Annotated in this window: 18 protein-coding genes, 1 tRNA gene, 3 rRNA genes and 2 riboswitches; of the genes, 21 read left to right on the top strand and 1 reads right to left on the bottom strand. The window is 33.4% G+C overall.

The features are described 5' to 3' along the window. Window positions 1-25 precede the first annotated feature (25 nt). Window positions 26-673 (bottom strand): PAQR family membrane homeostasis protein TrhA, encoded by a 648-nt coding sequence (gene trhA, locus ACN6I1_RS13160; RefSeq protein ID WP_025161316.1) that lies wholly within the window; start codon window positions 671-673, stop codon window positions 26-28. 529 nt (window positions 674-1202) lie between these two features. Here trhA and ACN6I1_RS13155 point away from each other — a divergent pair. The 21 genes from ACN6I1_RS13155 (at window position 1203) to ACN6I1_RS13055 (ending at window position 21757) form a co-directional block, all read left to right on the top strand. Beyond that, window positions 1203-2704 (top strand): 16S ribosomal RNA (locus tag ACN6I1_RS13155). A gap of 145 nt (window positions 2705-2849) precedes the next feature. After that, window positions 2850-5764, top strand: a 23S ribosomal RNA gene (locus tag ACN6I1_RS13150). A gap of 53 nt (window positions 5765-5817) precedes the next feature. Continuing rightward, window positions 5818-5892, top strand: a tRNA-Thr gene (locus ACN6I1_RS13145). Window positions 5893-5901: 9 nt separating this feature from the next. Further along, window positions 5902-6018: ribosomal RNA gene (gene rrf, locus ACN6I1_RS13140) — 5S ribosomal RNA — on the top strand. Together the 16S, 23S and 5S rRNA genes with 1 tRNA gene alongside form the textbook arrangement of a ribosomal RNA operon. Window positions 6019-6128: 110 nt before the next feature. Beyond that, window positions 6129-6306, top strand: a riboswitch (cobalamin riboswitch). A 104-nt stretch (window positions 6307-6410) separates the two neighbouring features. After that, window positions 6411-7457 (top strand): nicotinate-nucleotide--dimethylbenzimidazole phosphoribosyltransferase, encoded by a 1047-nt coding sequence (gene cobT, locus ACN6I1_RS13135; protein ID WP_419742175.1) that lies wholly within the window; start codon window positions 6411-6413, stop codon window positions 7455-7457. Between the two features lie 13 nt (window positions 7458-7470). Further along, on the top strand, window positions 7471-8034 hold the full coding sequence (cobU, locus tag ACN6I1_RS13130) for a bifunctional adenosylcobinamide kinase/adenosylcobinamide-phosphate guanylyltransferase (RefSeq protein ID WP_419742174.1): 564 nt from the start codon (window positions 7471-7473) through the stop codon (window positions 8032-8034). A gap of 1 nt (window position 8035) precedes the next feature. Continuing rightward, window positions 8036-8806 (top strand): adenosylcobinamide-GDP ribazoletransferase, encoded by a 771-nt coding sequence (gene cobS / locus ACN6I1_RS13125; RefSeq protein WP_419742173.1) that lies wholly within the window; start codon window positions 8036-8038, stop codon window positions 8804-8806. A gap of 11 nt (window positions 8807-8817) precedes the next feature. Continuing rightward, on the top strand, window positions 8818-9423 hold the full coding sequence (locus tag ACN6I1_RS13120; protein WP_419742172.1) for a histidine phosphatase family protein: 606 nt from the start codon (window positions 8818-8820) through the stop codon (window positions 9421-9423). Between the two features lie 31 nt (window positions 9424-9454). After that, window positions 9455-9633: riboswitch (cobalamin riboswitch) on the top strand. A gap of 137 nt (window positions 9634-9770) precedes the next feature. Continuing rightward, window positions 9771-11282 carry a cobyric acid synthase gene (locus tag ACN6I1_RS13115; RefSeq protein WP_419742171.1) on the top strand — a complete coding sequence of 504 codons (1512 nt, stop codon included), beginning with the start codon at window positions 9771-9773 and terminating at the stop codon, window positions 11280-11282. Window positions 11283-11290: 8 nt separating this feature from the next. Then, a complete protein-coding gene (locus tag ACN6I1_RS13110) occupies window positions 11291-12646 on the top strand; it encodes a cobyrinate a,c-diamide synthase (RefSeq protein WP_419742170.1) in 1356 nt (451 codons plus the stop codon). Further along, window positions 12639-13595, top strand: a complete 957-nt coding sequence (cbiB, locus tag ACN6I1_RS13105) for an adenosylcobinamide-phosphate synthase CbiB (RefSeq protein ID WP_419742169.1) — start codon at window positions 12639-12641, stop codon at window positions 13593-13595. The genes ACN6I1_RS13110 and cbiB overlap by 8 nt, the downstream gene beginning before the upstream one ends. 17 nt (window positions 13596-13612) lie before the next feature. Beyond that, complete coding sequence (locus ACN6I1_RS13100; RefSeq protein WP_150886857.1) at window positions 13613-14683, top strand: pyridoxal phosphate-dependent aminotransferase; 1071 nt, start codon at window positions 13613-13615, stop codon at window positions 14681-14683. A gap of 1 nt (window position 14684) precedes the next feature. Continuing rightward, window positions 14685-15557, top strand: coding sequence for a cobalamin biosynthesis protein (locus ACN6I1_RS13095; RefSeq protein ID WP_419742168.1), 873 nt, complete (start codon window positions 14685-14687; stop codon window positions 15555-15557). Window positions 15558-15559: 2 nt separating this feature from the next. Then, window positions 15560-16192 carry a cobalt-precorrin-8 methylmutase gene (locus tag ACN6I1_RS13090; protein WP_220796536.1) on the top strand — a complete coding sequence of 211 codons (633 nt, stop codon included), beginning with the start codon at window positions 15560-15562 and terminating at the stop codon, window positions 16190-16192. Window positions 16193-16202: 10 nt separating this feature from the next. Continuing rightward, window positions 16203-17330: a cobalt-precorrin-5B (C(1))-methyltransferase CbiD gene (gene cbiD, locus ACN6I1_RS13085; protein WP_053833235.1), complete on the top strand. Its 1128-nt coding sequence runs from the start codon at window positions 16203-16205 to the stop codon at window positions 17328-17330. Further along, complete coding sequence (locus ACN6I1_RS13080; RefSeq protein WP_419742167.1) at window positions 17323-17931, top strand: cobalt-precorrin-7 (C(5))-methyltransferase; 609 nt, start codon at window positions 17323-17325, stop codon at window positions 17929-17931. Before cbiD ends, ACN6I1_RS13080 begins: the two co-directional genes overlap by 8 nt. Beyond that, window positions 17921-18478, top strand: coding sequence for a decarboxylating cobalt-precorrin-6B (C(15))-methyltransferase (locus tag ACN6I1_RS13075; RefSeq protein WP_419742166.1), 558 nt, complete (start codon window positions 17921-17923; stop codon window positions 18476-18478). Before ACN6I1_RS13080 ends, ACN6I1_RS13075 begins: the two co-directional genes overlap by 11 nt. Window positions 18479-18482: 4 nt before the next feature. Continuing rightward, entirely contained in the window at window positions 18483-19235 is a 753-nt protein-coding gene (locus tag ACN6I1_RS13070) for a cobalt-precorrin-4 methyltransferase (protein WP_195418968.1), read from the top strand. After that, complete coding sequence (gene cbiG, locus ACN6I1_RS13065; protein ID WP_419742165.1) at window positions 19174-20286, top strand: cobalt-precorrin 5A hydrolase; 1113 nt, start codon at window positions 19174-19176, stop codon at window positions 20284-20286. Before ACN6I1_RS13070 ends, cbiG begins: the two co-directional genes overlap by 62 nt. After that, window positions 20283-21005 carry a precorrin-3B C(17)-methyltransferase gene (cobJ, locus tag ACN6I1_RS13060; protein WP_021428151.1) on the top strand — a complete coding sequence of 241 codons (723 nt, stop codon included), beginning with the start codon at window positions 20283-20285 and terminating at the stop codon, window positions 21003-21005. Before cbiG ends, cobJ begins: the two co-directional genes overlap by 4 nt. Continuing rightward, window positions 21002-21757 carry a cobalt-precorrin-6A reductase gene (locus ACN6I1_RS13055; protein WP_419742164.1) on the top strand — a complete coding sequence of 252 codons (756 nt, stop codon included), beginning with the start codon at window positions 21002-21004 and terminating at the stop codon, window positions 21755-21757. The genes cobJ and ACN6I1_RS13055 overlap by 4 nt, the downstream gene beginning before the upstream one ends. Window positions 21758-21759 lie beyond the last annotated feature (2 nt).

Here is a 21759-nt window from a genome sequence, read left to right as displayed (position 1 = left end):
CTATGATGTAAGCAGGGCTTTTTATTTATATTACATATTTAAATACACAATAAAAATGAGTTAGGCTTCCTAACATAACGAATATATGGAAAATATCATGAAAACCTAAATATTTAAAATCAAGACATTTAGGTTTAACTCCATATATTATTCCACCTATAGTGTAGAATACTCCACCAAGAGCTAAATAAAAAACTCCTTGAGGCGATATTGCTTTAGATAAAGGTCCTATTATAAAAATAGATATCCATCCCATTCCTATATATATAGAAGTAGATAGCCATCTAGGGCAATTAAACCAAAGCATTTTAAATAAGACACCCGCAACAGCTATTCCAGATACTACAGCGAAAAGAGTGAATCCTTTAGCTCCGTTTAAAGCAATTAAGCAAAATGGCGTATATGAACCTGCTATTAAAATGAAAATCATAGAGTGATCAAGCTTTCTTAAAAACTTAATTACTTTTTCAGATGAAACTACCAAATGGTATGTTGCAGATGCAGAGTATAAAAGCATCATACTTATACCGAATATTATAACCGCAGTTAGATTTACTATAGTAGGACTAGTAATTGTTGTTTTTATAACTAATGCTAGTAATCCAACAAATGAAAGTATAGCTCCTGCTAAATGAGTAAAACCACTTACGGGTTCTCTAAGGTACGTACCCAACGCAATCCCTCCTTAATTAGAATGATACATTATTGTATTCATAATTATGTCCAATATATATCTGTTTAAAATATTTTAACATATTTATTCTGAATTTTATGTTAAATCTGCTGAATATTAAATAAAAAATTCGCTTCGCTCATTTCGCTCAAATTTCATGTCGTCAACGTCCACTCGGCAAGCTCGTGTCCCGTTACTCAAACGACTTTGTCCGTTGCTCAAAATATTTTTACGCTCATAATAAGATGATACATTGGTATAACTAACTTTCATAGGACATTTATGATTTTTTTTGTAATTGTAATTTATTTAAGCGTAAAAAAATTTAAAAAAAGTGTTGACGTTGTTTTAAAATGGTGATAAAGTATTACTTGTCCTTAAGAAACGGACGAAACACAAAAGAAAAAATGAACTTTGAAAATTAAACAGTAGGTTAATTATAAAAATTCTTTTTTAAAGAATTAAACACAAACAACCAAGCCAGATATTCAGATAATGATTAGCTGAGCGATGGACAACTTTTTAAATTATATTTGAGAGTTTGATCCTGGCTCAGGATGAACGCTGGCGGCGTGCCTAACACATGCAAGTCGAGCGATCTCTTCGGAGAGAGCGGCGGACGGGTGAGTAACGCGTGGGTAACCTGCCCTGTACACACGGATAACATACCGAAAGGTATACTAATACGGGATAAAATACGAAAGTCGCATGGCTTTTGTATCAAAGCTCCGGCGGTACAGGATGGACCCGCGTCTGATTAGCTAGTTGGTAAGGTAATGGCTTACCAAGGCAACGATCAGTAGCCGACCTGAGAGGGTGATCGGCCACACTGGAACTGAGACACGGTCCAGACTCCTACGGGAGGCAGCAGTGGGGAATATTGCACAATGGGCGAAAGCCTGATGCAGCAACGCCGCGTGAGCGATGAAGGCCTTCGGGTCGTAAAGCTCTGTCCTCAAGGAAGATAATGACGGTACTTGAGGAGGAAGCCCCGGCTAACTACGTGCCAGCAGCCGCGGTAATACGTAGGGGGCTAGCGTTATCCGGAATTACTGGGCGTAAAGGGTGCGTAGGTGGTTTTTTAAGTCAGAAGTGAAAGGCTACGGCTCAACCGTAGTAAGCTTTTGAAACTAGAGAACTTGAGTGCAGGAGAGGAGAGTAGAATTCCTAGTGTAGCGGTGAAATGCGTAGATATTAGGAGGAATACCAGTAGCGAAGGCGGCTCTCTGGACTGTAACTGACACTGAGGCACGAAAGCGTGGGGAGCAAACAGGATTAGATACCCTGGTAGTCCACGCCGTAAACGATGAGTACTAGGTGTCGGGGGTTACCCCCCTCGGTGCCGCAGCTAACGCATTAAGTACTCCGCCTGGGAAGTACGCTCGCAAGAGTGAAACTCAAAGGAATTGACGGGGACCCGCACAAGTAGCGGAGCATGTGGTTTAATTCGAAGCAACGCGAAGAACCTTACCTAAGCTTGACATCCCACTGACCTCTCCCTAATCGGAGATTTCCCTTCGGGGACAGTGGTGACAGGTGGTGCATGGTTGTCGTCAGCTCGTGTCGTGAGATGTTGGGTTAAGTCCCGCAACGAGCGCAACCCTTGCCTTTAGTTGCCAGCATTAAGTTGGGCACTCTAGAGGGACTGCCGAGGATAACTCGGAGGAAGGTGGGGATGACGTCAAATCATCATGCCCCTTATGCTTAGGGCTACACACGTGCTACAATGGGTGGTACAGAGGGTTGCCAAGCCGCGAGGTGGAGCTAATCCCTTAAAGCCATTCTCAGTTCGGATTGTAGGCTGAAACTCGCCTACATGAAGCTGGAGTTACTAGTAATCGCAGATCAGAATGCTGCGGTGAATGCGTTCCCGGGTCTTGTACACACCGCCCGTCACACCATGGAAGTTGGGGGCGCCCGAAGCCGGTTAGCTAACCTTTTAGGAAGCGGCCGTCGAAGGTGAAACCAATGACTGGGGTGAAGTCGTAACAAGGTAGCCGTATCGGAAGGTGCGGCTGGATCACCTCCTTTCTAAGGAGTAATTACCTACTGTTTAATTTTGAGAGCTTATTGTTCTCAAAATTAGTACTTTGAAAACTGCATAACATTTAGTGATGATTAAATAAACCAATTATAAGAGAAGAAAACTCTTTAAAAAATAACACTTTTAATAACTGGTCAAGTTATTAAGGGCGCAGGGCGGATGCCTTGGCACTAAGAGCCGATGAAGGACGCGATAAGCTGCGATAAGCTTCGGGGAGTTGCACGTAAACTTTGATCCGAAGATTTCCGAATGAGGAAACTCACTTAGAGTAATGTCTAAGTATCATTAAGTGAATACATAGCTTAGTGAGGGGAACCCGGGGAACTGAAACATCTAAGTACCCGGAGGAAAAGAAAGAAATTCGATTCCGTAAGTAGCGGCGAGCGAACGCGGAATAGCCCAAACCAGTGAAGTTTTCTTCGCTGGGGTTGCGGACACATCATCAACAAAGAGGTATCGTAAACGAAGAGAGTTGGAAAGCTCCGCTATAAAGTGTAATAGCCACGTAGTTGAAACGAGAAGACTTTAGATGTGATCCAGAGTACCACGGGACACGTGAAACCCTGTGGGAAGCAGGAGGGACCATCCTCCAAGGCTAAATACTACTTAGTGACCGATAGCGCATAGTACCGTGAGGGAAAGGTGAAAAGAACCCCGGGAGGGGAGTGAAATAGAACCTGAAACCCTGCGCTTACAAGCTGTGGAAGCACTTTATATGTGTGACCGCGTACTTTTTGTAGAACGGGCCAACGAGTTACGATAGTAAGCTAGGTTAAGTACTTAAGGTATGGAGCCGTAGTGAAAGCGAGTCTTAAATGGGCGTTAAGTTTGCTGTCGTAGACCCGAAACCGAGCGACCTATCCATGAGCAGGATGAAGCGAAAGTAAAATTTCGTGGAGGTCCGAACCCACGAGCGTTGAAAAGCTCGGGGATGACTTGTGGATAGCGGTGAAATTCCAATCGAGCTCGGAGATAGCTGGTTCTCCCCGAAATAGCTTTAGGGCTAGCCTCAAGGTTGAGAAATACGGAGGTAGAGCACTGAATATCCTAGGGGGCATTGCGCTTACCGAAGATTATCAAACTCCGAATGCCGTTATTTTATACTTGGGAGTCAGACTGTGGGTAATAAGATTCATAGTCGAGAGGGCAACAGCCCAGATCGTCAGCTAAGGTCCCTAAATGTAAGTTAAGTGGTAAAGGATGTGGGATTGCATAGACAACCAGGATGTTGGCTTAGAAGCAGCCACTCATTTAAAGAGTGCGTAATAGCTCACTGGTCGAGTGATCCTGCGCCGAAGATTACCGGGGCTAAAACTTACTACCGAAGCTACGATATCATTTATGATAGGTAGGGGAGCTTCCTATGCAGGCTGAAGCATGACCGTAAGGACGTGTGGACAGTATAGGAGTGAGAATGTTGGCATGAGTAGCGAGACGTGGGTGAGAATCCCACGGGCCGTAAACCCAAGGTTTCCAGGGGAAGGTTCGTCCGCCCTGGGTTAGTCGGGACCTAAGCCGAGGCCGAAAGGCGTAGGTGATGGACAACAGGTTGAGATTCCTGTACCACCAATAATCGTTTGAGAGATGGAATGACACAGTAGGATAAGCTAACCACACTGTTGGTTATGTGTGGCTAAGTACTGAGGCAGTCAAGGCAGGCAAATCCGCCATGATAATGCTGGGGTACGATGGGGAGCGAAATTAAGTAGCGAAGTAGCTGATTTCACACTGTCGAGAAAAGTTTCTATCGAGATTAAAGGTGCCCGTACCGCAAACCGACACAGGTGGGTGAGGAGAGTATCCTAAGGCCAGCGAGAGAACTGTTGTTAAGGAACTCGGCAAAATGACCCCGTAACTTAGGGAGAAGGGGTGCCACGTTAGGGTTAACGCCCGAGGTGGCCGCAGAGAATAGGCCCAAGCGACTGTTTACCAAAAACACAGGTTTCTGCTAAGTCGCAAGACGATGTATAGGAGCTGACGCCTGCCCGGTGCTGGAAGGTTAAGGGGATCTGTTAGGATTTATCCGAAGCAGTGAACTTAAGCCCCAGTAAACGGCGGCCGTAACTATAACGGTCCTAAGGTAGCGAAATTCCTTGTCGGGTAAGTTCCGACCCGCACGAAAGGCGTAACGATTTGGGCACTGTCTCAACAACAGACTCGGTGAAATTGTAATCCCGGTGAAGATGCCGGGTACCTGCGACAGGACGGAAAGACCCCATGGAGCTTTACTGTAGCTTGACATTGAATTTTGGTGCTACATGTACAGGATAGGTGGGAGGCTATGAAATCGGGACGCCAGTCTCGGTGGAGCTATCCTTGGGATACCACCCTTGTAGTACTGAGATTCTAACCAGATACCTTGAATCAGGTATTGGGACACTGTCAGGTGGGCAGTTTGACTGGGGCGGTCGCCTCCCAAAGAGTAACGGAGGCGCTCAAAGGTTCTCTCAGCACGGTCGGAAATCGTGCGTAGAGTGTAAAGGCAGAAGAGAGCTTGATTGCAAGACATACAGGTCGAGCAAGGACGAAAGTCGGACTTAGTGATCCGGTGGTTCCGCATGGAAGGGCCATCGCTCAACGGATAAAAGCTACCCTGGGGATAACAGGCTTATCTCCCCCAAGAGTCCACATCGACGGGGAGGTTTGGCACCTCGATGTCGGCTCATCACATCCTGGGGCTGTAGTAGGTCCCAAGGGTTGGGCTGTTCGCCCATTAAAGTGGTACGCGAGCTGGGTTCAGAACGTCGTGAGACAGTTCGGTCCCTATCCGTCGCAGGCGTAGGAAATTTGAGGAGACCTGTCCTTAGTACGAGAGGACCGGGATGGACGTACCTCTGGTGTACCAGTTGTTCTGCCAAGGGCATGGCTGGGTAGCTATGTACGGAATGGATAAGCGCTGAAAGCATCTAAGCGCGAAGCCAACTTCAAGATAAGATTTCCCACCGTAAGGGTAAGATCCCAGGAAGACTACCTGGTTGATAGGTCGGAGGTGTAAGTGCAGCAATGTATGTAGCTTACCGATACTAATAGATCGAGGACTTGACCAAGATTATTTAATCTTACAAATGTTATTCAGTTTTCAAAGCATTAAAACTTAGTTGCTAGTGTGGCTCAACGGTAGAGCAGCTGACTTGTAATCAGCAGGTTGTAGGTTCGATTCCTATCACTAGCTCCATAAAGATTATGTGGTTATTATAGCAAAGAGGATACACCTGTTCCCATTCCGAACACAGAAGTTAAGCTCTTTAGCGCCGATGGTACTTGGTGGGAAGCTGCCTGGGAGAGTAGGACGTAGCCACGTAATCTTTTTTTATATTTAAAATTAAAAAATAAAGGATTTATGTACACTAATGTAGAATTAGTTGTATGTGGGGAAATTTTTTATACATAATATCAATAAAATAAAATTAAATAACTTAAATATATATAGGTTCTTACATTTAAGATTAATAGGGAAAGAGGTGTAATCCCTCTACAGTCCCCGCTACTGTGATGCAGACGAACTCTATTTACCACTGTTAAAATTACGGGAAGGTTAGAGCAAGGAAGAAGCTAAGTCAGGAGACCTGCCTAGTATATTATATAACTAGGTTCTCGGGGTGAAGAATTTAAATCTTAAAATATTTTTATGACATATTTAAAGACTTAACTCTTGAGTTAAGTCTTTTTTTATTGTAATTTAAGGAGGTAGTCATGAAAACTTTAGAACAGACGATAAACAACATAAAGCCATTAAGTGAATTACATATGAATGTAGCGAAAGATAGATTAGATAAATTAATTAAACCTGTGGGAAGCTTAGGAAAATTAGAAGATATATGTATACAAATAGCAGGAATAACTGAAAAAAAATATTTTGATACAGATAAAAAAATAGTGATTGCTTTTGCAGGAGATCATGGAGTATATGAAGAAGGTGTAGCACCAGACCCTCAGAAAATAACGAGACTTCAATTTCCGAACTTTACTAAAGGGGTATGTGGAGTAGGAGCTATATCTAAATTTGTAAATTCTGATGTTATTGCAATTGACTTAGGAATAAATACAGATGAAAAATTAGATGGAGTTATAGATTATAAGATTAGAAAAGGAACTTCTAATATGGCAAAAGGGTCAGCTATGACTAGGGAAGAAGCCATTAGATGTTTAGAAATAGGTATAAAAGTAGCAAATGAGAGCATAGAAAAAGGATATAACCTTATAGGAATAGGAGAAATGGGAATTTGTAATACTACTCCAAGTAGCGCTATAGTTTCTGTTATAGCTGATTGTGATCCTATAGATGTTACGGGAATAGGAGCAGGACTTAAAAAAGATAGAGTAGCCCATAAAGCTAATACGATAAGAAAAGCAATTGAATTAAATAAACCAGATAAATTAGATGGAGTTGATATATTATCTAAAGTTGGAGGTTTTGAAATAGGGGGAATGGCAGGCGTGATTTTAGCTTGTGCGGCTAATAGAACTCCAATAGTTATTGATGGGTTTATATCATATGCAGCAGCTTTAATAGCATACACTATAAATCCTATGGTTAAAGAGTATATGATAGCATCACATACATCAGCAGAAGCAGGAGCAGCTAAGGCTTTAGAAATATTAAAGTTAAATCCTATGCTTAATATGGATATGAGATTAGGTGAAGGAAGTGGTTCAGCATTAGCCTTCAATATTATAGAAGCTGCAAATTATGCATATAAAAATATGGCAACAACTGATGAAGTAGACATAGGAAAATAAGAAGGTGAAATTTATGAGTAAGTTAATTTTAGTTACTGGTGGATCTAGATCTGGAAAAAGTAGTTTTGCAGAAAGTTTATGTATAAGTAGAGAAAATTCAACAGCATATATAGCAACTTCTACTCCTTTTGATGAGGAGATGAAAGATAGAGTTAAAAAACATAAAGAGAGTAGACCGAGTAATTGGGAAACTTATGAAATTTTTAAAGATATATATTCGATAATAAATAATTTAGAAAATAAACATCAAACTGTTATTTTGGATTGTGTAACACTATTAGTTAATAATTTAATATTTGACTATGGAATAGATTTTGATAAATGCACGCCAGAAGAGACTAATGAGATGGAGAAGTATATAAAACAGCAAATTGAAATGCTAATAAATGAAATTAAAAAGACAGATTTATATTTTGTAATAGTAACTAATGAGTTAGGTATGAGTTTAGTGCCTGATAATAAACTTTGTAGAGTATATTCTGATATAGTAGGTAGGATAAATCAGTATATAGCTAAATGTGCTGATGAAGTTTACTTTGTTGTAAGTGGTATACCTATGAAAATTAAGGAGCAGTAATATGAAAAGATTTATAGGAATATTACAGTTTTTAACTAGAATTCCAATTAGAGTCGATATAGGATTTGATGATGAATTTCATAAAACTATGTACTACTTTCCTTTAGTAGGATTTGTGCTTGGAATTTTATACTTTATAGTTGGACTAGTATCAAGTTTAGTATTTGATAGTTATATAACATCTGTAAATATATTAATAGCAACTGTTGTATTAACAGGAGGATTGCATTTAGATGGAGTAGGGGATACATTTGATGGCATATATAGCTACAGAGATAAAGAAAAAATATTAGAAATAATGAAAGATTCAAGATTGGGAACTAATGCAATGTTATCAGTATTGTTTTTGATTCTTATGAAACTTGGGTTGGTGTATTCTATTGTAGAATCAGGAAATTTATATAACTTAATATTTATGCCTGTATTTGCAAGAATGGCTATTGTAATAGCTTCTTATAAAAGTGTAACACCAAGAAAAAATGGTATGGGGAATGTTTTTATAGGAAAGCCAACTTTAAATATGATTTTAATTGGTATAGCATATACAGCAATATTAGTAGCATTTATAGGTTCAGTATTATTTAATTTAGATGCAGTAAGTATAATAAAAGTAATAGCATTTATGCCAGTTATGATTATATTTACTAGATGTTTTGTTAAGTATATATATTCAAAAATAGATGGAATAACAGGAGATATACTTGGATGTACATCCGAACTTGTCGAGGTTGTATATTTAATATTTATATATTTGACATTTGGATTAAAATAAGAGGTGAGATTATGTCAAAGCTTATACTAGTAAGACATGCTACAACAAAGGATAACATAGATGGAAACTTATCTGGACATATAGATAGTGAATTAAGTAATTTAGGTAAACAACAAATACTTAAGCTAAATAAATTTTTAGAAAAAGAAAATATTGATTGTATATATACAACTACATCTACTAGAACTAAGAATACGATAAAGGATATAGCTAAATCTAAAAAATTAGACATTGTTGAGAGTGAGAATCTTAGAGAAATTAGTTTTGGAGATTTTGAAGGAATGAACTTTCAATATATAAAAAATAATTTCCGAGAAGAATTTGAAAAAATAATTAAAAATGGATTTGAATACAAATATCCAAATGGGGAAAGTTTAGTAGATTCTTATAACAGAGTTTGCAAAGAAATAAGTTATATATTGGATTGTAATAAAGATAAAACCATTTTGATATGCGCTCATGCAGGAACAATAAGAAATATCATTTCTTATTTAATTGGAAATACACATGAGTATCACTGGAATTTTAAAATAGATAATGCATCAGTTAGTATTATAGACATAGTAGATGGATTTTCTGTAATTCATACACTAAATAATACTTTATATTTAACATAAATACGTACACAAACATATATAAAAATATCATAAAAATAGACATAAATTAGGTTCTTCATTAAAGATTAATAGGGAAAAAGGTTAGAATCCTTTGCAGCCCCCGCTACTGTAATGCTGACGAAACTATTAGACACCACTGTGATTTTACGGGAAGGAATAGGACTAGGATGAAGCTGAGTCAGGAGACCTGCCTAGTTTATGGAAATAAAGTCTTCGGGGTGAAGGATTTTAAAATTGGTTAAGTATATACTTTTTTAAGATCTATCCATTCTGGATAGATCTTTTTTTGCAATTAAGGAAATTATAGGTTTTGAAAAACAATACAAATTGGAAAGGAAACTTTTATTATGAGTAAATCATTAATGTTTTTAGGAACAGCTTCTAATGTGGGTAAAAGTACTTTGGCCGCTGGGTTATGTAGAATACTAAAACAAGATGGATATAGTGTAGCACCTTTTAAATCTCAAAACATGGCATTAAATTCATACATAACAAAAGATGGATTAGAAATGGGGAGAGCACAAGTTACTCAGGCTGAGGCAGCTGGAATTGAACCTGATGTTAGAATGAATCCAATTTTATTAAAACCATCAGGTAAAAATAGATGTCAGGTAATAGTAAATGGAAAGGTTCTTGATAACGTAAGTTCTAGTATATATCACGATTATAAAGAAGACCTGGCCTTAATGCTAAAACAAACTTATAAAGACTTGAGCGATGAGTACGATGTAATTGTTCTAGAAGGAGCAGGAAGTTGTGCAGAAATCAATTTAAAAGATAGAGATATTGCTAATATGGGAATGGCAGAAATTGCAGATGCACCTGTAGTATTAGTTGCTGATATAGATAGAGGGGGAGTGTTTGCATCTATAGCTGGAACAATGATTTTATTAGAAGAAAAAGAACGAGAAAGAGTTAAAGGTGTTATCATTAATAAATTTAGAGGGACTGTAGAACTTTTACAATCGGGAATCGATATGCTAGAAGATATTATAAAAGTTCCTGTCTTAGGAGTAGTTCCATATAGTGATTTAAATATAGAAGATGAAGACAGTGTAACAGATAGATTTAAAAAACAATTTAAAAAGAATGATGTGAATATAGAGATAATAAGAACACCGTACATGTCAAATTTTACAGATATGCATATGTTAGAGATACAAGAAGATGTAAGTATTAGATACATAGAAAAAGGGGAGTCTTTATCAGACCCAGATATGGTGATAATACCGGGGAGTAAAAATACAATAGAAGATTTAATTTATATAAGAGAAAGTGGATTAGAGAAGCAAATAAAAGATTTACAGAAACAAGGTAAATTAATATTCGGGATTTGTGGAGGATATCAGCTTTTAGGTAATAAATTATATGACCCGGAAGGTATAGAGGGATCTATAAAAGAGATTGATGGAATCGGACTTTTAGATATAGAAACTAAATTTGAAAAAGAAAAAGTTACAACTCAAGTTGAAGCTATTATAAATAAAGATTTAAATGGATACTTAAATTCATTAAGCGATATTAGTGTAAAGGGATATGAAATACATATGGGTGAAACCGAGATAAAAGGAAAATCACTACTGACAATAACTAAAAAGTTAGAAGATAATGTTTCATATCAAGAGGGATGTATAAATGAAGAAGGAAATGTAGTTGGAACGTACATTCACGGTATTTTTGATGATGCTAGTTTTACAAGAGAAATATTAAATTCAATAAGGAAGAGCAAAGGATTAGAAGAAAATCAAAGTTCTATAACTTCGTTTGAAGAATTTAAAAATAAAGAGTATGACAAGTTAGCAAAAATACTAAGAGAATGTTTAGATATGGAAAAAATATATGAGATTATAAATGGTTAGGTGATAATATGAAAAAAATATTGATAGCAGGAACAAATAGTGGAGTTGGAAAAACTACTATTTCACTGGGAATAATGCAAGCGCTAACTAAAAGAGGCTTAAAAGTTCAACCGTATAAAGTAGGGCCAGATTATATAGATCCATCGTATCACACATTCATAACTGGGAGAGACTCAAGAAATTTAGATTCATATATGTTGGAAGATGAAAAAATTAAATATATAGTAAATGAAGCATCAAAGGAAGCTGATATATCGGTAATAGAGGGGGTTATGGGATTATATGATGGATTTGGTATAGACTTAGATGCATGTACAAGTTCATATACTTCTAAATTATTAAAGGCTCCAGTTATATTAGTTATAAATGGAAAGGCTATGTCTTCTTCAGCAGCAGCTATGGTTCTTGGATATAAAGAATTAGATAAAAATGTAAATATAAAAGGTGTAGTAGTAAACAATGTAAAAACGAAAGGTCATTATGAACTTATAAAAGGAGCTATAGAAAAATATTGTAATACTGAAGTATTAGGTTATTTCCCACCTAATGAAAAATTTTCTTTAGAGTCTAGGCACTTAGGTTTAATTCCAAGTGTTGAAATGGAATCTTTAAAAGAAAAATTTAGTGATTTAGGAGATGAGATAGAAAAATACATAGATATAGATAGACTAATTGAAATTTCAGAAAGTGAATCAGTAAAAAGTAAATTTGATTTAAAAGATTTACCAAGGTTTGAAAACAAAAAAGTAGCTATAGCTTATGATAAAGCATTTAATTTTTACTATAGAGAAAATATAGAACTATTAGAACATATGGGGGTTGAAATTGTTAAATTTAGTCCTCTTAATGATAAGAAGGTTCCTGAAGCAGACTGTATATACATTGGAGGCGGATTTCCTGAAATATTTGCAAAAGAGTTGTATTTAAATGAAAGTATGAGATTATCTATAAAAAATGCACATGAAAAAAATATACCTATATATGCTGAATGTGGTGGCCTTATGTATTTAGGGGAAAAGCTGAAAGATTCAGATGAAAATATTTATAATATGGTAGGAATATTTAAAGGAACTAGTGAAATGACAAGTTCACTTAAAAGATTCGGATACTGTGATGGGATAGCTAAGGAAGAAACAATTCTTTCGAATGAAGGAGAGATTATAAAAGGTCATGAGTTCCATCACTCAGAATTTAAAAGTGATGAAAACTGTGCTTATAAAATGATTAAAAAAAGAGGCAATAAAATTGTAGATGAATGGGATGGAGGATATTCAAAAGGGAATACATTAGCTACATATTTACATACTCATTTTTATAATAATTTAGATTCAATAATAAAATTTATAGGTGATAGAAATGAGTAAATTAATAATTTTAGTAATGGTTATAGCGTATTTACTGGATTTGGTTATAGGAGATCCATATTCTTTTCCACATCCGGTTAGATTTATTGGAAATCTTATAAGATTTACAGAAGGAAAAATAAGAATAATTTTCAAATCAAAAAAACAATTGAAAATAGGGGGATTCCTACTTTGGGCTACAACAGTAGGATTTACAGCATTAGTAACAAATTTAATTCTGAATTTACTTTGCATAAATAATATTTTTTATGTAATTATAGCATCGATAATATTATATACAACATTATCAACAAAATGTTTAGCTGATGAAGCAAAAAAAATATATAAAGTTTTAAAAACTGGAGATATTGAAAAATCTAGAAAACAACTATCTTATATAGTTGGGAGAGATACAACTAGTTTAAATGAAAATGAAATAATAAGAGCTACTGTAGAAACTGTAGCAGAAAATACAGTAGATGGAATAATCTCACCTATGATGTATGGCTTTATCGGAGGACCTGTTCTTGCAATGGCTTATAAAGCTATAAATACGTTAGACTCAATGGTGGGATATAAAAATGAAAAGTATGGAGACATAGGATTTGCATCTGCAAAGATTGATGATATAGCAAACTTTATACCCGCTAGAATAACACCATTTTTCATGATGATAGCAAGTTTTATGTTAGGATTTAATTCTAAAAAAAGTATCAAAATAGCTATGAGAGATAGAAAAAACCACAAAAGTCCAAATTGCGCATATGCAGAAGGTTCAGTAGCAGGTGCTCTAGAAGTACAACTAGGAGGAACAAACATGTACTTTGGAGAAAAGGTTTATAAACCTACTATAGGGGATAAAGATAGAGAGTTAGAAGCTGAAGATATATTAAGAACAAATAAAATAATGTATTTAACGTCATTTATAGCTTTAGTTATATTTTCAATAATTACTTATATAGTACTTTAAGATAGAGGGTGGAAATCATGAAAGACCTTGGACATGGAGCAAATGTAGAAGATATGTGTAGAGCTTATAAAAAAAATCCAAAAGATATTATAGATTTTAGTTCTAATATAAATCCATATTTAATACCAAATTTAGATGAATATATATTAGAAGGGCTAAGAGTATGCAATAAATATCCTGATATAAGCTATAAAAGACTAAGAGAAAATATAGCTAGATATTTAAATGTAGATAGCTGTAATATAATACCAGGAAATGGGGCTACTGAAATAATATATCTTTTAATGAAAAGTATAGGTAAAAGGATAGCTATTTTGAACCCAACTTTCTCAGAATATGAAAGAAGCGCAAATTTAAGTGGACTAGAAGTTTTAAATTTATATCTAAATAAAGATAACAATTTTGAACTTGATTTAAATTATATAAGGGAAAACATAGATAAATTTGATAGTTTATTTATATGTAATCCATCAAATCCTATTGGAAAAACATATGATTTAAGTTCACTAGTAGAACTTTTAAAAAAGCACAATAAATTGCTTATAGTAGATGAAACTTTTATGGAATTTGCAGAACATGAAGAAAATTATAGTCTCATAAAACATATTAAAGAAAATGAAAATATTTTTATAATAAAGGCTATAACTAAGTTTTTTGGAATTCCAGGGATAAGGCTAGGGTATGGAGTATGTAGTAATCAAAACATTTTAGATAAGATGTATGAAATTAAGGAACCATGGACCATAAACTCTTTTGCAGATATTATTTCAAATTATATATTTAAAGATGAAGAATATATCAAAAATAGCAAAGAATTTTTTATAAAAGAAAGAGCATATGTTTTAAAAGAATTACGAGATATAAAAGCAATTAAGGTTTATGATACAAATACAAATTTTATTTTAGTAAAATTGCTCAATACAACAGCAAGTAAATTAAAAGAAAAACTATTTTTAGAAGGAAACATACTTATTAGAGATGCATCTAATTTTAGAAATTTAGATGAAAGTTATATTAGGATAGCGATAAAAAGTCATTCAGAAAATAAAAAAATATTAAACCAATTAAATAAAATTCTAGGAGAATAGGATGAAATCATATGGAATATGCCCAGCATCTTGTGGAGAGTTTGTGCAAGGTATGATAAAAGAAAAAGAATACTTATCATCTTATGCAATTAATCGATTTTCTAAAGTAACATTAGAAGAAAAAATTAGTGATGTAAATAGAGGACCATTAAAAGCAAGAAAAGCTATGGAAGAGGTATTTAGATATTTTAATTTGCCTAAGAATGACTTGAAAAATATATCTATAGATATAAAAAGTGAGATACCTATAAGCAAAGGGATGGCAAGTTCTACTGCAGATATAGGAGCTACTATAAGAGCAACGCTAAACCTTATAGGAAGAGATTTAAGCGAGTATGATATATCAAAGCTTGCAACCAAAATTGAACCTACAGATTCTATATATCTAAAAGAAAACACTATATTTAATCCGTTAGATGCAAGTGTTATAAAAAAATTAGGATGCTTTAATACTGGAAAAGTATTGATATTAGAGCCTAATGATAAATTAAGTACTAAGCATATAAGAAAAAAGGAAAATTACACAAAACTTAAAAGGCAAAATAAGTACATAATTGAATATGCATTTAAATTATTGGAACAAGGAATAAAGAATAATGATTTAAATTTAATAGGACAAGCGTGCAATATAAGTAGTGTTGCAAATGAAAATATTCATAAGAAAAAATACTTAAGTGAAATAATGGATATTTCAAAAGAGTATGGGGCTTGTGGAGTTAATATAGCTCACAGTGGAACAGTTATAGGTATATTGCTTGAATGTGATATGGATGAAAGTAAAATAGTAGAAAAAATAGTAGAAAAGAAAATAGATAAAAAATACAAAAAAATATACACAGCAAATATAATAGCTGGGGGACTTAGGAGTGAATAACTATGGAATACATTAAAAATCCTATGATGATAGAAACTAAGAGTTTTGAAATAATTCAAGGCATAATTGATGAGATAAGACCTGAATACAAATTCAAAAATGAGTTAGAAGAAAAAATAATAAAAAGAGCTATACATACAACTGCTGACTTTGAGTATTTAGATATATTAAAAATATCTGAATGTGTAGTAGAAAATATTATAACTGCTCTAAATGAAAATGCAACTATATACACTGATACTAACATGGCTTTAAGTGGAATAAACAAAAGAAAATTAGATGCATTAGGTTGTAAGTACAAATGTTTTGTAAGTGATGAAAAAGTAGCGGATTTTGCAAAACAAAAAGGTATAACAAGATCTATGGCAGCAGTGGAAGTTGCAGCAAAAGAAGAAGGTAAGAAAATATTTGTACTTGGAAATGCACCAACTGCTTTATATAAAGTTATAGAAATGCATAATTCAAAAGAATTGAATGTTGAAGCTGTAGTCGGAGTACCTGTAGGATTTGTAGGAGCAGCTGAATCTAAAGATGAGTTAGAAAAAACAGATATTCCTTACATAATATCAAAAGGTAGAAAAGGTGGAAGCAACTTAGCAGCAGCAATAATAAATGCAATACTATACTCTATGTAAGGACGATATTATGGAAGAATATGTTTATATAGATGGCAAAAAATACAAACGAGGATATACTACTGGATCATGTGCAGCAGGTGCAGCTAAAGCTGCAACATATATGATTTTAACTAAGCAAACATTAGAAACTGTAAATATAGATACCCCCAAGGGAATTCCATTAAATTTAAAAGTAGAGAATGTAGATATAAACAATGCTTTTGCACAATGTTCGATTCAAAAAGATGGAGGCGACGATATAGATGCAACTCATAAAATGCATATATATGCTAAAGCTGAACTTATTGATTGTAATGAAATAATAATAGATGGTGGAATTGGGATTGGAAGGGTAACAAAAAAAGGTTTAGGCATAGAAATTGGAAAAGCTGCAATAAATAAAACGCCTATATCCATGATACAAAGTGAAGTTAGAAAAGTAATAGGAGATACAAAGGGAGTTAAAATAACTATATTTGCACCAGAGGGAGAAACTATTGCGAAAAAAACTTTTAATCCAAGACTTGGAATTGTAGGAGGTATATCTATAATAGGAACAACGGGTATAGTTGAGCCAATGAGTGATGAAGGATGGAAGAAATCTTTATCAATAGAACTAGAGATGAAAAAAGCTCAGGGAATGGATAAAGTTATTTTGGTACCCGGTAACCATGGAGAAATGTTTATAAAAGAAAGCTTAGGTATTGATTCAAAGTATATAGTTAGGACCAGTAATTTTATTGGATATATGTTGAAAGAAGCTAAACGCATTGGATTTAGAAAAATTCTAATGGCTGGGCATTTGGGCAAATATGTAAAGATAGCTGGTGGAATATTTAATACACATAGCAAAGTTGCAGATGCTAGAAATGAAATTTTAATAGCAAATTTAGCTTTAATGAATGCGCCTTTTGAATTGATAAATAAGGTAAATGAATGTTTAACAACAGAAGAATTTATAGAGATATTAGAAGATGATAAGTATAAAGAATATAAAGAAATTTATAACATACTTTCTGAAAAATGTAAAAAAAGAATTGATATATATATGAATGATGATGAAATAGATATTGAGGTAATGATTTTTTCTATGGAGAAAAAACTGTTAGGAGAGTCGAAAAAAGCTGGCGATTTAAAGGAGGTATTTTATGATTAATATTATAGGACTAGGGCCTGGTAACATAGGATACTGCACTAAATTAGGAGAAAAGTTAATATATAACTCAGAGATATTGATAGGTGGAAAAAGAAATTTAGATAGTGTAAACGATTTTGAAGGCACTAAGATTGAACTAGGAAGTAACTTGAAAGAAATCGTAGATTATCTAAAAGAAAATAAGGATAAAAATATATCTATTATAGCATCAGGAGATCCATCTATATATGGTATAGGAAAGTACTTATCTAAAAATATAGATAATAAAAATTTAAATATTGTGGCGGGTATAAGTTCTATGCAATATATATTTTCAAGGATACATATTGATATGAATGATTTATATATAACTAGTAGCCATGGAAAAATTCCTAACTTTGACTATATATTACAACATGAAAAAGTATGTATGGTAACTGATAAGAAAATAGGTCCAAATGAAATCGCTAAAGAAATACTACAAAGGAATTTAAAAAAGATTATGGTTGTAGGTGAAAATTTATCATATGAAAATGAAAGAATTACTACAGCACCTCCAGAGGAAATTTTAAAGATAGAAAAATTTGATATGAATGTAGTGGTGATACTCGATGAAAAATAGTGAATTTATAACAGGAAATGTCCCAATAACAAAGGAAGAAGTAAGAGCAATTTCTATAAACAAGCTTGATTTAAAAAATAAGCATACATTTTTAGATATTGGGGCAGGAACAGGGAGTGTAAGTGTAGAGGTAGCTTATAACTACCCAAATATTGATGTAATATCCATAGAATGCAAAGATAAAGCGATTGAATTAATAAATCAAAATATAGAGAAATTTAATCTAAATAATGTAGAAGTTATAAAAGGATATGCACCTATAGATATAGGTAAAAAAGTAGATTCAATATTTATTGGAGGTAGTGGACCTAACTTAAATGAAATTTTAAACTGGGCTAAAGAAAATCTAAATGAAAAAGGAACTTTAGTAGCTAACTTCATAATAATTGATACTTTTTATAAAACTTTAAATATGTTAAAAAAATTAGGTTTTGAAGACATAGAAGCTACTATGCTAAATGTAGCAAAATTAGAACCGTTAGGAAAAGGTGAGTATTTTAAACCTTTAAATCCAATATATATAATATCTTGTAAAAAGGGAGAGTAAGATTATGAATAAAGTACATTTTGTAGGAGCAGGACCAGGAGATAAGGATTTAATAACATTAAAAGGATACAAGTTATTAAGTGAAGCTGATGTAGTTATATATGCAGGATCATTAGTAAATCCAGCTTTACTAGAATATTGTAAAGAAGGTTGTGAAATTCATAATAGTGCATCAATGGATTTAAATCAAATAATAAATGTTATGAAAGATGGAATACAAAGTAATAAAAAGGTAGTAAGACTTCAAACTGGAGATTTTTCAATATATGGTTCTATAAGAGAGCAAGTTGAAGAGTTAGCAAACTTAGAAATAGAGTATGATTGTACACCTGGAGTTAGTTCTTTCTTAGGAGCGGCATCTGCACTAGGAGTAGAGTATACTGTTCCAGAAATATCTCAAAGTGTAGTTATTACAAGAATGGAAGGAAGAACTCCGGTTCCAGAAAAAGAGAGTATAGAATCTTTTGCTAAACACCAAACATCGATGGCTATATTTTTATCAGTTCATGATATAGAAAAAGTAGTAGAGAGATTACATGAAGGAGGATATCCAATGGATACGCCTATAGCTGTAGTTTATAAAGCTACTTGGCCAGAAGAAAAAATTGTAAAAGGAACTTTAGAAACTATAGCACAAAAAGTTAAAGAAAATGAAATAAGTAAAACAGCATTAATATTAGTAGGAAGATTCTTGGGTGAAGAATATAAAAACTCTAAGTTATATGACAAGGATTTTAAACATGAATATAGAAAGTAAAACTGCTTTTATATGTGTTACAAAAAATGCTATGAATTTAGCTGTTAATATAAGAAATATTATGGAAGATGGAGATGTATATATAACAGAAAAGCTTTTATATAATTTAGATAAAAATACACAATCATTAAATGTTATAGAAGGTAAACTATCTGACTTTATGCCAAAACTTTTTAGAAATTATGAAGTTTTAATATTTATAATGGCTACAGGTATAGTAGTAAGGTCTATAGCAAATGAAATAAAAAGTAAATTTGATGACCCAGCGATACTAGTAATAGATGAGAAAGGTAAAAATGTAATAAGTTTACTTAGTGGACATATGGGTGGAGCAAATGAAATGACAAATTATATAAGTAGCCTTATAGGAGCAAATCCAGTTATAACTACAGCAACCGATATAAATGGAAAAACTTCATTAGATATGATAGCTAAAAAATTAAATGCACATATAGATAATTTTAGAGAAAATGTAAAAGAAGTTAATTCGTTATTAGTAAATGATGGAAGTGTTGGAGTGTTTATAGATGGAGATTATAACGTTGATACTAGAGGATTAATAACCATTAAAAATATTAATGGATTCCATAGGCATGATAAATTAGATAAAATTATTTATATAACTAATAAAAGTGCAACGGAAATTGAAGATGAACGAATTATAAAGGTTGTTCCTAGAGATATTGTAATAGGAATGGGATGTAGAAGAGATACATCTTATGATGATATAAATACTGCATTAGAAGATTTATTAAATAAATTTAATTTAGATAAAAAATCTTTAGCAAAAATCGGAAGTGTAGAAGTTAAGAAAAATGAAAAAGGAATTATTGAATTAGCTAAACAATTAAATATACCTTTTGAAATTATTACTCTAGAAAAAATTAAAGAGATTGAACATAAATTTCAAAAATCAGATTTTGTAAAAAAGAGCATAGGTGTTTACTGTGTAGCGGAACCAGTAGCCTATATATTAAGCAATAAAAACCTTATAGTTGAAAAACATAAATATAAGGGAATAACTTTTTCGATAGGGAGATTGAGCGTATGATTTATGTAATAGGTATAGGACCTGGAAGTAAAGATATGATGACTGTTGAAGCTATAGAAGCTATGAAAAACAGTGATGTTGTAGTTGGATACAAGACGTATATAAATTTAGTTACTGAATTTATTAAAGATAAAGAAGTAGTACAAAATGGAATGAGACAGGAAATAGATAGATGTAAACAAGCAGTAGAAATTGCGAAACAAGGAAAAAATGTTGCTGTGATAAGTAGTGGAGATGCAGGAATATATGGTATGGCAGGGTTAATATTAGAATTAACAACACAAGAAGAGGATATAAAAGTAAAGGTTGTTCCAGGAGTGACTGCTAGTATAGGTGCAGCAGCAATATTAGGAGCCCCGATAATGCATGATTTTTGCCATATAAGTTTAAGTGACTTATTAACTCCTTGGGAAGTTATAGAAAAAAGGTTAAGATTAGCTGCAGAAGCTGATTTTGTAATTTGTTTATATAATCCAAGAAGTAAAGGAAGAAGTGAACATTTGAATAAAGCATTTAAAATAATGAGTGAATTTAAAGATGGAAAAACTCCAGTTGGAATTGTAAAAGATGTAGGAAGAGAAAAAGAAGAAAAATTTGTATGTACATTTGAAACTATGGACTTTGAAAGAGTTGATATGACTACTATGGTTATTATAGGAAACAAATCTACGTTTATACATGGAGACTTAATGATAACACCTAGAGGTTACAATATATGATTTTAGTTTTAGGAGGAACATCTGATAGCATAAAAGTTTGTAATCTACTAAATAGTCTAAGAAAAGATTATATAGTTTCTGTAACTACTAATTATGGAGCTGACTTAGCTAGTAAATGTGCTGAAAATATAGTAATTAAAAGAATGGATAGAGACTATATGACTAAGTTTATGAAAGATAACAATATAAGTTTAGTAATAGATTCAACGCATCCATATGCAATAGAAGTATCAAAAAATGCTATAGAAGTTTCGGATTTCTTAGGAATAAAATATTTAAGATATGAAAGAAAGTCTCTTCTAGATGAGTTTGATTATGAAAAAGTTATAAAAGTAAAAAATGTTGAAGAGGCTTATCAAAAAGCAAATGAATTAGGCAGAAATATATTTTTAGGAACGGGAAGTAAGACTATAGGTGAATTCACAAAAAACCTTAAAGATAAAAATATAATAGCAAGAGTTTTACCAACAAGTGATGTAATTAAGATGTGTGAAGAGGTAGGGCTAAATGCAGACAACATAATAGCTATGAAGGGCCCTTTTAGTGAATCTATAAACGAACAAATGTATAAACATTACGATGTAGACCTAGTTATAACGAAGGAAAGTGGTATAGAAGGTGGATTTCTAGAAAAAGTAAATGCTGCTAAGAATTTAAATATACCAGTAGTAGTTATAGTTAGAGAGAAGATAGATTATAAGACAGTAGTAAATGAAATAGAAAATATAACAAATTTCATAGTGGAGGATTAAAA

This window comes from Paraclostridium dentum (assembly GCF_048568265.1).
Taxonomy (GTDB): domain Bacteria; phylum Bacillota; class Clostridia; order Peptostreptococcales; family Peptostreptococcaceae; genus Paraclostridium; species Paraclostridium dentum.
Note: the sequence above shows the minus strand (reverse complement) of the source record. Positions and strands in the feature narration are given on the sequence as shown.